General features: G+C 61.9%; 12 protein-coding genes. 7 read left to right on the top strand and 5 right to left on the bottom strand.

Features of this window, described 5'->3' with window-relative positions:
- Nucleotides 1-18: 18 nt before the first annotated feature.
- The 4 genes from ACWGKN_RS01985 to ACWGKN_RS01970 all read right to left on the bottom strand — a co-directional run bounded on the left by ACWGKN_RS01985 (nucleotide 19) and on the right by ACWGKN_RS01970 (nucleotide 5,778).
- Complete coding sequence (locus ACWGKN_RS01985) at nucleotides 19-2,484, bottom strand: ATP-binding protein (protein WP_452094578.1); 2,466 nt, start codon at nucleotides 2,482-2,484, stop codon at nucleotides 19-21.
- Between the two features lie 396 nt (nucleotides 2,485-2,880).
- Nucleotides 2,881-4,014, bottom strand: coding sequence for a cytochrome d ubiquinol oxidase subunit II (cydB, locus tag ACWGKN_RS01980; protein WP_035226455.1), 1,134 nt, complete (start codon nucleotides 4,012-4,014; stop codon nucleotides 2,881-2,883).
- Nucleotide 4,015: 1 nt separating this feature from the next.
- Entirely contained in the window at nucleotides 4,016-5,542 is a 1,527-nt protein-coding gene (locus ACWGKN_RS01975; RefSeq protein WP_035226451.1) for a cytochrome ubiquinol oxidase subunit I, read from the bottom strand.
- A gap of 14 nt (nucleotides 5,543-5,556) precedes the next feature.
- Nucleotides 5,557-5,778 (bottom strand): DUF4492 domain-containing protein, encoded by a 222-nt coding sequence (locus ACWGKN_RS01970; protein ID WP_035226448.1) that lies wholly within the window; start codon nucleotides 5,776-5,778, stop codon nucleotides 5,557-5,559.
- A gap of 482 nt (nucleotides 5,779-6,260) precedes the next feature.
- Here ACWGKN_RS01970 and ACWGKN_RS01965 point away from each other — a divergent pair, with 482 nt between their 5' ends.
- Complete coding sequence (locus tag ACWGKN_RS01965) at nucleotides 6,261-6,803, top strand: homocitrate synthase/isopropylmalate synthase family protein (protein WP_052159629.1); 543 nt, start codon at nucleotides 6,261-6,263, stop codon at nucleotides 6,801-6,803.
- Between the two features lie 45 nt (nucleotides 6,804-6,848).
- On the opposite strand, the gene nifA is transcribed toward ACWGKN_RS01965, so the two are convergent.
- The gene (gene nifA / locus ACWGKN_RS01960; RefSeq protein ID WP_035226445.1) at nucleotides 6,849-8,444 is read right to left on the bottom strand and encodes a nif-specific transcriptional activator NifA; all 1,596 of its coding nucleotides are present in this window, start codon (nucleotides 8,442-8,444) and stop codon (nucleotides 6,849-6,851) included.
- A gap of 607 nt (nucleotides 8,445-9,051) precedes the next feature.
- Here nifA and nifH point away from each other — a divergent pair.
- From nifH to ACWGKN_RS01930, 6 genes are all read left to right on the top strand, one after another.
- Entirely contained in the window at nucleotides 9,052-9,879 is an 828-nt protein-coding gene (nifH, locus tag ACWGKN_RS01955; RefSeq protein ID WP_035226442.1) for a nitrogenase iron protein, read from the top strand.
- Between the two features lie 32 nt (nucleotides 9,880-9,911).
- A complete protein-coding gene (locus ACWGKN_RS01950; RefSeq protein WP_035226440.1) occupies nucleotides 9,912-10,268 on the top strand; it encodes a P-II family nitrogen regulator in 357 nt (118 codons plus the stop codon).
- Nucleotides 10,265-10,639 (top strand): P-II family nitrogen regulator, encoded by a 375-nt coding sequence (locus ACWGKN_RS01945; protein WP_035226438.1) that lies wholly within the window; start codon nucleotides 10,265-10,267, stop codon nucleotides 10,637-10,639. The genes ACWGKN_RS01950 and ACWGKN_RS01945 overlap by 4 nt, the downstream gene beginning before the upstream one ends.
- Before the next feature lie 20 nt (nucleotides 10,640-10,659).
- Nucleotides 10,660-12,303: a nitrogenase molybdenum-iron protein alpha chain gene (nifD, locus tag ACWGKN_RS01940; protein WP_035226436.1), complete on the top strand. Its 1,644-nt coding sequence runs from the start codon at nucleotides 10,660-10,662 to the stop codon at nucleotides 12,301-12,303.
- 24 nt (nucleotides 12,304-12,327) lie between these two features.
- Nucleotides 12,328-13,701: a nitrogenase molybdenum-iron protein subunit beta gene (gene nifK, locus ACWGKN_RS01935; protein WP_035226434.1), complete on the top strand. Its 1,374-nt coding sequence runs from the start codon at nucleotides 12,328-12,330 to the stop codon at nucleotides 13,699-13,701.
- An 89-nt stretch (nucleotides 13,702-13,790) separates the two neighbouring features.
- Complete coding sequence (locus ACWGKN_RS01930; protein WP_452094577.1) at nucleotides 13,791-14,912, top strand: NifB/NifX family molybdenum-iron cluster-binding protein; 1,122 nt, start codon at nucleotides 13,791-13,793, stop codon at nucleotides 14,910-14,912.
- Nucleotides 14,913-14,928: the final 16 nt, after the last annotated feature.

Here is a 14,928-nt window from a genome sequence, read left to right as displayed (position 1 = left end):
CGGTCTCCATGGTCGGCCTCAGGCCAGCACCTCGCTGATCCTGGCCGCCAGATCTTTCCTGGTGAAGGGTTTCTGCAGGAAATGGACCCCCTCGTCGAGGACCCCGTGATGGGCGATGACGTCGGCGGTATAGCCGGACATGTAAATTACCCTGAGATCGGGGTGGATGGCAAGGATCTCCTGCGTCAGCTGCCTGCCGTTCATCTGCGGCAGGATCACATCGGTGAGCAGCAGGGCGATCCGGCCATCGTGGTGCCGGGCGATCTCGATCCCCTCCCGGGGGGTCGCCGCCATCAGCACCGTGAAGCCCAACCGCTGCAGCATCGCCGTACAGATCTTCAGGGTAGCGGGATCGTCCTCGACCAGCAGGGCGGTCTCGCCCCCGCCGGTTCCGATGGTTGCCGGCCCGGCCTCCGTCTCCTGGAGCGCCTCGACCCCGACCAGGGGAAGGAAGATGCTGAAGGTTGTCCCGGCGCCCGGGGCGCTGTCGACGTCGATGCAACCATGGTTCTGCTGGACGATGCCGTAGACGGTCGCCAGTCCGAGTCCGGTGCCGCGCTCCCCCTTGGTGGAGAAAAACGGTTCGAAAATCTTGTCGACCACGTCCCCGGCCATGCCGCAGCCGTTGTCACGTACCGTCAGCACCGCGTACTCCCCCGGGGCGATCCCGACCCTGGCCGCGCAATCCGCCGCATCCAGGGAGACCTTGTGCGTCGCGATGTCGATCCGGCCGGTATCGACGATGGCGTCGCGGGCATTGACGCAGAGGTTGGCGAGGATCTGATCGATCTGGGCCGGATCGATCCTGATCAGCAGCCGCTCCCCGGCCGGCACCCAGACAAGCTCGATGTCCTCGCCGATCAACCGCCCCAGCATCTTCAACATTCCCTCGATGACCTCGTTCAGTTCGAGGACCACCGGCAGGACGATCTGTTTGCGGGAGAAGGTCAGCAGTTGCCGGATGATGCCGGTCGAGCGCAGGGCGGCATCGTAAATCACCTTGAGGTCGGCCTGCAGCCGGTGCTCCGGTTCCAGGTCAGACATCGCAATCTCCGCATGGCCGATGATCACCGACAGGATATTGTTGAAATCGTGCGCCACTCCGCCGGCCAGCCGGCCGATCGATTCCATCTTCTGCGCCTGCACCAGCTGTTGCTGCAGGCGGTGCTGCTCGTCATCGGCCTTTTTCCGCCCGGTGATGTCCTGGACCGTGCCCTTGAGGCACAGGACCCGGCCGTCGGCAGCGCGTTCGGCGACCCCCCGGGCGGTGATCCACCGCCGGGTCCCGTCCTGCCGGATGACCTCGGCATCGCAGGCATAGTCTTTGCCCTCGGCCAGACCCGCCTCGACCGCGGCACTCAGCCGGGCCCAGCTCTCGGGGGTGAAGTACCGTCGGACCTCCGGGTACGCGGCCGGCGGCAGGGCCGGATCCCGGCCGTAGATATGATAGACCTCCTCCGACCAGCTGTGGTCGCCGGTCTGCAGATCCCATGACCAGTTGCCGACCTCGGCGAGACGCTGCGCCTCCTTCAGGGCCATCTCGCTCCTGTGGAGGACATCCTGGACCTTGATCCGTTCGTCGATCTGGGCCTGCAGCCGGCGTTTTTCCTGGCGGCCGGCCCAGATTGCGCTGAGCGCCAGGATCAATCCCACGGTGAGGGCCGAGGCGATCACCCCGCCGACAAACACGACCAGCCGGGCCCTGATGAACGGGGTCTTGACCGAGGCCGCCGGGACCATCAGATGGACCCGCCAGCCGCTGGTGGGGATCTCCAGCGGTCGGGCATGGAGCATACCGCCCACCGCCGTATGACTGATGTCACTGGCAGTGGTCAATCCAGGCGGCAGCGGTTGGCCGGTGGTGACGGCAACGCCGGGGGAGGCGGCAATGACGATGCCGTCACTGCCGGCGATGACATACCTCCGTCCTCTGGCCTCACCGGTGCCCTCCAGAGCCGAGAGAAAAAACCGCGGATCGATCGGGACGACCAGCGTATACTGCATCCGCTCGGCACGGAGGACCGGGGTTCGGACCGGGACAAAGCCGTGCGAGAGATCACCGACCACGGCGCGCCCGGTCTCCCACACCCTTGCCAGCGAGCGCCGGTCACGGACGGGATCGAGCGGCTGACCGGGAGGTATGCGCAGATTGAAGAGCTGGCGGTGAGCGTCGGTCAGGATGACGGTGCGCCACTCCGGATGCTTGTCCTTCAACCTCTGGGCGCTGATCCGGAACAGGTCGAAATCGCCGGCGTCGAGTGACCGGGCGATTGCCAGTCCCTCCAGCAGACCGATCTGCTGCTGCAGGGTGCGGTCAAGGCTGTGGGCGGCACTGGCGGCCGACTCGTTGATCAGCTGGTTGATCGCCGATTCCTGCTGATCGGTGAAGATGACGAACATCCAGACGGCAAACAAGGCCAGGGGCAGAACGCCGGACAGAATCCAGAAAATCCGTTGACCGATCAGTCTATCCAGAATCTGCATAGGCAGCTGAAGACACCGGGGTTGATCCAGCGACACAGGTGCGGGGTCGAACGGTAGACCCGTAAGGAATCACCGGCAGCAGGCGGATCCGGCACCAGCCGGTTCGTGACCTGACATATTGTCTGAGTGTATAGCCGGCGGGAAAAAGTTGCAACCGTTGCCCGGTTTTTTTCATATTCGCCGGCCGGCACCAAAAACAGAACCGGCAGGACATGCCCAGTCCTGCCGGTTTTCCGGGTGTGATCGAGCAGGCAGTCTCGCTCAGATCTTGTCGGCCTTTTCGAGCATCGACACCGCAAGTCTATAGGAAACGAAGATCAGGGCGACCCAACCGCCAAGCAACAGTGCTGTCATATGATTCTCCTTGCTATTGGGATTTATCCATACAGGGCCGGATCAGTACGCCTTCCGGCCCTCGATATCCTCCGTCGAGATCCGCCTCGCATCCATCTGCCACCAGACCCAGGCGATATAGGCGAGCACCAGAGGAATGACGAGGGCGACATAGGTCATCACCGTCAGGGTGTAGTGGCTCGACGAGGCGTTGTAGATCGTCAGGCTCGACTGCAGGTCGGCCTTCGACGGGTAAAAGGCGGTGTTGTTGTAGCCGGCGGTGAAAAACACCGCCAGGCCGACCAGCACCGTTCCCAGGCTGCCGAACCAGATGCCCCGGCCGCCCTTGAGGAGGCTGGTCGACACCACGCCCCAGACCACGAGGACCAGGCCGAGCAGCAGCAGGCCCAGCACCAGCGGCATGGCGAGGAGATTGGCGAGGTACTTGCCGGCGACCAGCGACACCACCCCGGCCTGGTCGAAACCGAAACCGTCCATCAGCAGCAGGCTGACCAGGACATAGAGGAGGAACGGCAGGGCGCAGACCAGGTTGACCAGGCAGGCCCGGCGCATCTTGGCCTCGAATTGGGGCCGGCCGCTGAAATCGATGCTGCCGACCAGGTACATCGCCCCGAGGACCCGGGCGTTGAAGACCAGAAAGAGTCCGAGCGAGAGATTGAAGAGGGAGAAGGCCGCTTCCAGCCCCCGCAGCGGGTGGGTCCAGTGCACCTGGTTGTAGTCGTTGAGGGTGAAGTTCGAGCCGGTGAAAAAGGTGCCGACCGCGGCGCCGATCAGCAGGATGCCGACCGAGCCGTTGATGAACAGAAACAGTTCGTAGACCTTCGATCCAAGCAGGTTGTCCGGTTTGGTGCGGTACTCGTAGCTCACCGCCTGGACGATGAAGGTGAACAGGATCAGGATCCACACCCAGTAGGCCCCGCCGAAACTGGTGGCGTAGAACTTGGGGAAGGCGGCGAACAGGGCCCCGCCGAACAGGACCAAGGTGGTGAAGGTCAACTCCCATTTGCGGCCGAGCGAATTGATGATCAGCGATTTTTCCTCCTCGTCGGCGCTGACCTGCCACAGCAGGGTCTGCCCGCCCTGAACGAAGGTGAGGAAGAGAAAGAGCGAGCCGACCACACTCGCCAGCAGCCACCAGATCTGCTGCAGGGTTGCAGTATCAAGATTCCCGATCATATCACAGGCCCTCCGGTCCGATTGAAATCTGTTTCAGCATGATTTTGATCTCGGCGGCGAGCAGCAGGGTGAAGACCGCCAGGAACATGAAGAAGGTTGTCTGGACGCTGCCGGTGGCGATGTCGGTCGTCGCCACATTGACCGGCAGCAGGCCCTGGATCGCCCACGGCTGCCGCCCGACCTCGGCGACGACCCAGCCGCTCTGGGAGGCGATCATCGCCAGGAAGAACGAGGCGACGCCGAGCAGCAGCAGGCCCCGCTTGCCGGCCAGGGTGTCCTTAACCGAAAAAACCAGGAAGAGCAGGAAGACGAGGAGAAAGAATGTTCCGAAAAACACCATGATATGAAAGGCGTAGAAGGTCGTGGCCACCGATGGGACGGTCTGCTCGGGGCTTTCCAGATAGCCGTAACCGAGGGAATCCATGTTGGTGTTGAACCGGGCCAGGGCGACCTCGGCGGCCGCGGCGTCACCGGCCTTTTTCGCCGTCTTGTAGGCGGCGAGGTCGCTGATCGCCACCTTGCCCTGCTCCATCCTGGCGGCGACACTGACGATGCCCTCCTGTTCGTTGCCATACACCAGATCGTTGATGCCGGGGACGAAGGATCCGGATTCACGGTTGGCCAGCAACGACAGGAGCCCGGGGATCTTGAGCTCGAAGAGGAAGGGTGCCTGCTGATCGCCGGGCCTTTTGGCGGGGTTGAGGACCCCGAGAGCGACGATGGCGGCGTTCTTTTCGCCATCATAGAGCCCTTCGTAGGCGGCGAGTTTCATCGGCTGGGTGGAGGCGTTGCTGTAGGCCGACTCGTCACCGGTCCAGGCGGCATAGGTGGCCGACAGCAGCCCGAAGATCGAGGCGACGATGATCGATTTCTTGGCCATCTCGACATGGCGGCCCTTGATCAGGTACCAGGACGATACGGCAATGACGAAGAAGGAGCCGACGATGAAGCTCGAACTGGTGGTGTGGGTGAACTTGGCCATCGCCACCGGCGAGAACAGGACGGCCCAGAAATTCTCCATCTCGAAGCGGACGGTATCGGGGTTGAAGGCCATGCCGACCGGGTGCTGCATCCACCCGTTGGCGACCAGAATCCACAGGGCCGAGAGGTTGGAGCCGACCGCCACCATCCAGGTGGAAAAGAGATGGAAGCCCTTCGACACCCGATCCCAGCCGAAGAACATCACGGCGAAGAAGGTCGCCTCGAGAAAGAAGGCGACGATACCCTCGATCGCGAGCGGCGCCCCGAAGATGTCGCCGACCATCCAGGAGTAGTTCGACCAGTTGGTGCCGAACTCGAATTCGAGGATGATGCCGGTGGCGACCCCGATCGCGAAGTTGATGCCGAACAGCGTCATCCAGAATTTGGTCAGGTTTTTCCACTCCTCCCGGCCGGTGCGGACATAGATCGTCTCGTAGAAGGCACAGAGAAACGACAGGCCGAGTGTCAGCGGCACGAACAACCAGTGGTACATGGCCGTCAGCGCGAATTGCGCCCTGGCCCAGTCCACCATCTGCAGATCAAACATACACCTCCCCTCCTCTAGTGAGTGTTTTCCGCCGGCCCGGTGATCCGTTCGAGCACATGGTCGGCGCGCTCTTCCTCGGTCGAAAAATTGCTGCCGAGATAATCCTGGAAAAAGAAGAGCTTGAGAATCGCGAACATGACAAAAAGTTTGATCAGGATAATCTTCCACAGGGTCCGGCCGACGGTCATCGACCGGAAACCGTCACGATAGAATCGATAAAGACCTGCGATGGACATGTTGATGACCGCCCTGTGTTGACGTTCCCGAGCCGCAGGGTCGATGGATCGGTCCCGTATGGCCTTGATTCACCTGCGCTGATCAGCTCCTGTAAACCACGTTACAAGATGTATATCGCGTTCTTGGATCGAAATCAAGAATAATGAGAATTATTCGCATGAAAATTCTTCCGCCACAGGCTCCTGGCCCTATCCGTGAGCACCGATTCCATATTCATATCATCGATAACTCATGATAAAAACCATATCCCCCACGTCTTCTTCAAGACTTCAATTTATCAGGCACTTAATTTGCGTGAATGTGTGAAAGAATGTTGATCAGGAGATGACCATGCCGGCCGGCAATCATATTGTCGACATCACCCTCCGCGAAGGGGAACGGAGGCCGGGGGTGGCCTTTTCCCTGGACAAGCCATCCCCAGTTCGCTCTGTTGCTGTGGTGCCGCTGTCGTCGGGAGGATATCGCCTGGGGCCGCCGCTGTGTGAGAGATGCAATCGCCGCCGCCGTTGCTGCCGGCATGAAGGTCGCTGTCGGGTTCGAGGATGCGATGCGCGCCGAGCCCTCGTTCCTCCGGGAGATGGCGATGCTGGTCGAACGGGCCGAATGGGCCCGCCCGGAAGAGATTATCGGCCATATCGGACTCGTCCGTGGCGATTCCAGGCAGCATCCGGATCGCCTGAGGCCGTTGGCGGTGTTTGTCGCGGCCCGGACAAAGCTTGATATCGACCCTCGCCGTCCGGTCGTCGGCACCGCCATCTTCACCTGCGAAACCGGTCTCCACCTCCAGGGACTGCAGGAAAATCCGGCGACCTATGAGCCGTACCCGCCGGAATCGGTCGGGGCCGAACGCAGGCTCCTTTTCGGTGCCAAGTGCGGGCGCAAGGCTCTGCAGCAAAGACTTGCCGGCATCGGCAGATATCCGGATACCGATCGGCTCGACCACGCCATCGCCGTCATCAGGTGCCGTTCACGCTCACTCCGGGCTCCATTGTCGGACAGCGATCTGAACGCCGCCCTGTCATAGAAGAGTGAGACAGGCGTTGGAGCGAAAAACAGGATCCTGTTCCATTCAGTAGGCATCGAAACGGGATAGATTGTATTTCCTGATCCGGTAGCCCATCTGCCGCTGGGTCAGGCCAAGTTCCCGGGCGGCCCGGACCTGGACCCAGCCGTGGCGCCGCAGGGCCAGTTCGATCTCCGCCCGTTCGATATCCTGCAGGGACCTTCTCCCTTTTTTCTCGGCGGGAATCGAAACGGATTCGAACATCGGCAAGGCCGAGGGGCCGGCATTCGTGGCGCCGCCGGGCGCCACGAGCTCCACCGGGAGATCCGCCAGGGTCAGGCGCTCCCCTTCGGCGAGGATCACCATCCGCTCCACCAGGTTCTGCATTTCCCGAACATTGCCGGGCCACCGGTAGTCGACGAGAAAATCCAGCAATTCGGAGGTCAGCTTGATGTTGCGACCGTTACGCTGGTTGCTCTTCTGCAGAAAATGATTGAGCAGCAGCGGGATATCCTCCCGGCGGTCACGCAGCGGTGGCAGATGGATCGGCACCACGTTCAGGCGGTAATAGAGGTCGGCGCGGAATCTGCCGGCGGCGGCCGCCTGTTCAAGGCTGACGTTGGTGGCGGCGATGATCCGGACATCGACGGAAAAGGTCCTGGTGCCGCCGATCCGCTCGAACTGTTTCTCCTGCAGTACCCGCAGCATTTTCGCCTGCAGGGACAGGGGCATTTCACCGATCTCGTCGAGGAAGATGACACCGTTGTCGGCCAGCTCGAATCGTCCCTGGCGAGTGGCATGGGCGCCGGTGAAGGCCCCCCGTTCGTGACCGAAGAGTTCGCTCTCGAGCAGGGTCTCGGGCAGGGCGGCACAGTTGACCTTGATGAAGGGCTTGTCCTTGCGGTTGCCGGACTCGTGAAGAGCCCGGGCCACCAATTCCTTGCCGGTGCCCGATTCCCCGAGCAACAGGGCGGTGACGTCGCTCTGGGAGATCTTCTCGATGATGCCGTACACCTCCTGCATCGGCTTGGAATGGCCGATGATGAAGTGGCCGTCATGCATCCCGTGCAGTTTGGCTTTCAGCGAGCGGTTTTCCTCCTTCAGCCGCGCCTCCTTGCGCCGGATCTCTTCGTGCAGGCGCAGGAACTGGCCGATCAGGGTGGCCAGGACAGTGAGAAAACGAATGTCCTCCTCGAACGACACCTCCGGCCCGAACAGCCGGTCGACCGACAGTACCCCCACCGGCGCCCCTTCGACCAGGATCGGTACCCCGAGAAACGAGATTTTGGTCTTGGTCAATCGCGGCCTGGCCCCGGTCCGGTTGAGAAACAGCGGTTCACTGTGGATATCGGGAACGACGAAGGGGGAACGGCTCTGGAAGATCTGGCCGCAGACCCCCTCGTCGGGTTTATAGACCCCACGCATCTCCTCGGCCACCGACAGGCCGCAGGAGGCATGGATGGTCAAACGCTGGGTCTCCTCATCCATCAGCAGCAGGGTCGCCCGCTCCATCCGCATCGTGTCGTGCAGGACCTGGAGGATGCTGGTCAAGGTCGTCTCGAGATTGGCCGCCGTCCCGATAAGCCGGGTGATGCAGTGCAACGCCAGCAACTCCAGCCCTTCGGTCGTCGGTCGCTTGTTTTCGGTCAATACATCGCTCATCGTTTACCTCCCGCGATCCCGGGTATCCTCAACCCTGCGCTGCCTGGCGGGTTGCCTCCACCTCTTTTCCAATCCGGCATCGATCCCTTCGTCCATCTCTCTGCCAAACAACGAAGTTGCAATTTTCACACCACCACTGATCATCTGATTTTATTGCTGTCTTTATCTGCCGTTATCCTTTTCTCCAACGAATCTCCCCTGAGGACACAATGACAATATTGTCCTTTTTGATTGCATCAGATTACATTATTGTTTGTTTTTTGAAAACAACAAATGTTCCCGCTACAATCTTCCAGCCAGACGAACCCCTCTCCATCCACCCCGGATCACGACAGTCTATCTACCAAATTGTAGCGTCGGTACACTTTGGTGGTTGTTCGGTACATAACCCGAACGACCGTCTCACCGCCGGCGTTACCCCCAGGATGACCGCCTGAGATCATAACTTCTCTATTATACTTGATATATCTGTTTGATTGAGAATTGGCACGGCCCTTGCGATATCTTCGACACACGGAACACGTCTCCGATTCCAACGCAATCGAGAGACAGCGGCGACAGGACACGACCAAACGTCAAACAACTCATTCGGCACAAGGAGATGACCATGAGAAAGGTAGCAATCTACGGCAAAGGCGGAATCGGTAAATCGACAACAACCCAGAACACGGTTGCCGGACTGGCGGAGATGGGGAGGAAGATCATGGTCGTCGGCTGCGACCCGAAGGCCGATTCGACCCGGCTGCTGCTCGGCGGACTGGCCCAGAAATCGGTGCTCGACACCCTCAGGGAGGAAGGTGAGGACGTGGAACTCGAGGATATCAGGAAACCCGGTTACGGCAACACCTGGTGCGTCGAGTCCGGCGGTCCCGAACCCGGCGTCGGCTGTGCCGGCCGCGGCATCATCACCTCGATCAACATGCTCGAATCTCTCGGGGCCTATGAAGAATCCGAAGGCCTTGATTACGCCTTCTACGACGTCCTCGGCGACGTCGTCTGCGGCGGCTTCGCGATGCCGATCCGCGACGGCAAGGCCGAGGAAATCTACATCGTCTGCTCCGGTGAGATGATGGCGATGTATGCCGCCAACAATATCTGCAAGGGCATCATGAAGTTCGCCCAATCCGGACGCGTCCGTCTCGGCGGCCTGATCTGCAACTCGCGCAACGTCGATAACGAGAAGGAGATGATCGTCGAGCTGGCCAAGAAAATCGGCACCCAGATGATCTATTTCGTCCCCCGGAATAACGATGTGCAGCGGGCCGAGATCAACCGCAAGACGGTTATCGAGTGGAATCCCGCAGTCGAGCAGGCCGATGAATACCGGGGTCTGGCCAGAGCAATTGACGGCAACAGCAATTTTGTCATCCCCAAGCCGCTGGAGATCGAGGAACTCGAAAAGCTGCTGATGGACTTTGGTCTGATGCAAGCCTAGCAATCACCTATTCAAAGAAGGAGAACATTACAATGATGATCATGATCAGAGCCATTATCCGCCCGGAAAAGTCCGACGCCGTCCTCGCCGCCCTGATGGATGCCGGCTTCCCGGCGGTAACCAAGTACTCGGTGGCCGGGCGCGGCAAACAGCGCGGCATCAAGATCGGCGAAGTGACCTATGACGAGATTCCCAAGACCATGCTGGTATCCGTCGTCAACGCCGCCGACCGCGACTTCGTGATCGACACCATCATGAAGACGGCTCGAACCAGCAGCAAGGGGGCCTTCGGTGACGGCAAGATCTTCGTCTCCCCGGTCGAGGATGTCTACACCATCAGCTCCGGCGTCCGTGAGACCGCCGCCAGCGCCGAGGGGGTACCGGCATGAAGGAGATTATCGCAGTCGTACGGATGAATATGATGAACCAGACCAAGAAGGCCCTGACCGAGGCCGGGATCGATGCCTTCTTCGCCCACGAGGCCCAGGGCCGGGGAAAGGGATTCATCAACCCGGCGGTCCTCGAGGGGGCCGGCCAGGGCTACGAAGAGGCGGCCTCGCTGCTCGGCGAGAAGGGCAAGCTCTACCCCAAACGGATGGTCAGCGTCATCACCCGTGACGAACTGGTCGACGACGTCGTCCAGGCAATCATCCTCGCCAACCAGACCGGCAAACCCGGCGACGGCAAGATTTTCGTCTTGCCCGTCGGCGATTCGATCCGGGTGCGGACCGGTGAGACCGGCGAAAAATCCATTGCCTGACCGCAGAAGGAGACATTGATATGGCAACAGCGAAAAAGAAAATCGTGCAGTGGGAACCGACCGATATCAAGGCCGAGCTGCTGCAGAGGTATCCGGCCAAGGTCGCCCGCAAGCGCGCCAAGCAGATCATGATCAACGAGGCCCATGGGAGTGCGCCGCCGCCCGAGATCGTCGCCAACGTCCGGACCATCCCCGGCATCATCACCATGCGCGGCTGTACCTATGCCGGCTGCAAGGGCGTCATCATGGGCCCGACCAGCGACATCGTCAACCTGGTGCACGGCCCGATCGGATGCAGTTTCTATGCCTGGCTGACCCGGCGTAACCAGACCAGTGCCGGCGGCGACAACCACGAGAATTTCATCCCCTATGCGTTGTCCACCGACATGCAGGACTCGGACATCATCTTCGGCGGGGAAAAGAAGCTGGCGGCGGCGATCCAGGAGGCCTACGACCTGTTCCACCCGAAGGCGATCGCCGTCTTCGCCACCTGTCCGGTGGGCCTGATCGGCGACGATATCCACACCGTCGCCAAAAGGATGAAGGACAAGCTCGGCGACTGCAACGTCTTCGCCTTCAGCTGCGAGGGCTACAAGGGCGTGTCGCAGTCGGCGGGCCATCACATCGCCAACAACCAGGTCTTCACCCACGTGGTCGGCAAGTCGGACCGGCTCAAGACCGACAAGTACAAGATCAACCTCCTGGGTGAGTACAACATCGGCGGCGACGGTTTCGAGATCGACCGGATCCTGAAGAAGTGCGGCATCACCAATATCGCCACCTTCTCCGGCAACTCGACCTACGACCAGTTCGCCTCGGCCAACCAGGCCGACCTGAGCTGCGTCATGTGCCACCGCTCGATCAACTACGTCGCCGACATGCTGGAGGTGAAGTACGGCATCCCCTGGATCAAGGTCAACTTCATCGGCGCTGCCGCCACCGCCAAGTCGCTGCGGAAGATCGCCCAGTACTTCGGCGACCCGGAACTGACGGCGCAGGTCGAGGCGGTGATCGCCGAGGAGATGCCCGAGGTCGAGGCCGCCCGGCTCGATGTCCTGCCGCGCACCGAGGGCAAGAAGGCGATGCTGTTCGTCGGCGGCTCCCGGGCCCATCACTACCAGGAACTGTTCAAGGAGATGGGGATGAAGGTGCTGTCGGCCGGTTACGAATTCGCCCATCGCGACGATTACGAGGGGCGGCAGGTCCTGCCCAACCTCAAGGTCGACGCCGACAGCCGCAACATCGAGGAGATCGAGGTCGAACCGGACCCGCATCTCTACAAACCGCGCAAGTCGGCGGAGGAAATGCAGGCGCTCGTCGCCGGCGGCTACGAGTTCAAGGACTATGACGGGCTCAACGCCGACATGGACCAGGGCACCATCATCATCGACGACCTCAACCAGTACGAGGCCGAGAAGCTGGTGGAACTGTTGAAACCGGATCTGTTCTGCGCCGGCATCAAGGAGAAGTTCTCCATCCAGAAGCTGGGCATCCCGATGAAGCAGCTCCACAGCTACGACTCCGGTGGCCCGTATGCCGGGTTCAAGGGGGCGGTCAACTTCTACCGGGAAATCGACCGACTGGTCAACAGCCGGGTCTGGGGCCTGATGAAGGCCCCCTGGCAGGAGCACCCCGAACTCTCAGCCACCTACGTCTGGGAATAACGATTACACAGAGAAGGTAACGCCATGCTACTGAGACATACACCACAAGAAATCACGGAGCGATCGGCCTTGACGATCAATCCGGCCAAGACCTGTCAACCGATCGGGGCGATGTACGCGGCGCTCGGCATCCACGGCTGCCTGCCGCACAGCCACGGTTCGCAGGGCTGCTGCGCCTACCACCGCAGCACCCTGACCCGGCACTACAAGGAGCCGATCTCGGCCGCCACCAGCTCGTTCACCGAGGGTTCATCGGTGTTCGGCGGCCAGGCCAACCTGCTGCAGGCGATCGAAACCATCTTTACCGTTTATGATCCCGAAATCATAGCCATTCATACGACCTGTCTGTCGGAGACGATCGGCGACGACCTGCCGCAGATCATCAAAAAGGCCAGGGATGAAGGCAAGGCCCCTGCAGGGAAGGAGGTCATCGGCGCCCCGACCCCGAGTTATGTCGGGTCGCACGTCACCGGCTTTTCCAACATGGTCAAGGCCATGGCCAATATGGCCCTGCCGACCGAGAGGAAGAACGGCAAGGTCAACATCATCCCCGGCTGGGTCGAGCCCAGCGACATGGAGGAGATCAAGCGCCTGGCGGCCACCGTCGGCGTCGACATCACCCTCTTCCCCGACACCTCCGGGGTCCTCAATGGTCCGCTCAACGGCGAGTACACCATGTTCCCGAAGGGCGGGGTGACGATCGCCGAACTCAAGAACTGCAGCGCCGCCATCGGCACCCTGGCGCTGGGCGAGTGGTGCTCGGCCGACGCCGCGCGGCTGCTCGACACCAGGCACAAGGTGCCGTGCCGGGTCCTCGACATGCCCTTCGGCCTGAAGGCCACCGACCGATTCATCGATGCCCTGCGGACCGTCGGCGGGACCACGGTGCCCGAGGAGATTTCCTACGAGCGCGGCCAGCTGGTCGACCTGATCTCCGACATGCACCAGTACTTTTACCACAAGAGGGTGGCGCTGGCCGGCGATCCCGACCAGCTCATCGCCCTGACCGAGTTCCTGGTGTCGATCGACATGTGTCCGGTCCACCTCGTCACCGGCACCCCGGGCAAACGGTTCGAGAAGCGGATCAGGGATATCACCAGGGATATGCCCTTCCCGGTCAACGTCAGGGCCAAGGGCGATATGTTCCTGCTGCACCAGTGGATCAAGAACGACCCGGTCGATCTGATCATCGGCAACAGTTACTGCAAGTATATCGCCCGCGACGAGGACACCCCGCTGGTCCGGTTCGGTTTCCCGATCCTCGACCGCCAGGGGCACCAGTACTTCCCGACCGTCGGCTACAAGGGCGGCCTGCGGCTGCTGGAAAAGATCCTCTCGGCCCTCCTCGACCGGACCGATCGCGACGCCCCGGAAGAAAAATTCGAGCTGGTCTTCTAGGCCCGGAATTGCGGCGGCAGTATCCCGCGCCTGCGCGGGGGGCCGCCGCTCCGGATACAACAGCCACTCCCAGCCACAGGATCCATGTCATGACTGTCCTGAACTTCCCCGCGACCAGGCGCATCATCCGCCTCCCCGTCGCCCCCAAAGCGAGCAGCAGAATACGTTTTGCCCCGCTGCAGCCGCCGGCCGCGCAGGCCCTGACGCCGTCCGAGGCCGTCCGCCTCGTGGAGGCGATGGCGGTCGGTGAGGATTGCCGGATCGAACTCACCGGTCCCGGCGATCCGCTGGCCACGGCCGATCGTGCCCTCGCCACCCTGGATGCGCTGGTCGCCCGCTACCCCCTGGCCCGCCTGTCCCTGGCGACCCTCGGGATCGGTGGCGACGGGCTGGCGAAGGTGCTGCAGCAGGCCGGACTGGCGGAGATCCGGCTCCAGGTCAACGCCGTCGACCCCTCATATCTCGAAAAGATCTACGCCTGGATCCGGCCCGGGTTGAAGACCCTGGCTCTGCCGGAGGCGGCCCGGATCCTGGTGGCGGAACAGCGACAGACGGTCATCGCCGGCAAGGAGGCGGGGCTGACGGTGACCATCGTGACCACGGTCTATCCCGAGCACAACGGCGACCACCTCGAGGAGATCGCCTGCGCCATGGCCGCCCTCGGTGCCGACGGCATGGTCCTGGTTCCCTGTCAGACCGAGGAACATGGCGCCGACATCGTTCTGCCGGCGGTCGATCCGGCCTGGCTGGCGGATGCCGGCCGGCGGTGCGCCCGGCATCTACCGGTCGAAACGGCAGCCCCGGACAAGGGATGCATGACGGCGCCGCCCACCGTCCTCTCCAGGCTGCCGCAGGCGACGGCGAGCCGCCCCAATGTGGCCGTCGCCAGTTCGAACGGCGTCGACATCGACCTGCACCTCGGCCAGACCCGGACCTTTCTGGTCTACGGCCGGCGCGAAGACGGCCTGGTCAGCCTGCTGGGCACCAGACCGGCCCCCGAACCCGGCGGCGGCACCGACCGCTGGCGGCAACTGGCCGACCGGCTGGCCGACTGCTTTGCCATCCTCGCCGCCAGTGCCGGGGAGACCCCCCGGCAGCAACTGGCCCGGGTCGGAATCACCGTCCTGCTCGGCCACGACAATATCGAAGGAACCGTCGACGCCCTCTACGGTGGCGGCAAAAAAGGCAAATCCGGCCGGAAATCCGGCTGACAACCATCACGGAGAA

The sequence above is a fragment of the Desulfoprunum sp. genome (assembly GCF_053613775.1).
This window is presented reverse-complemented; position numbering and strand designations above follow the sequence as displayed.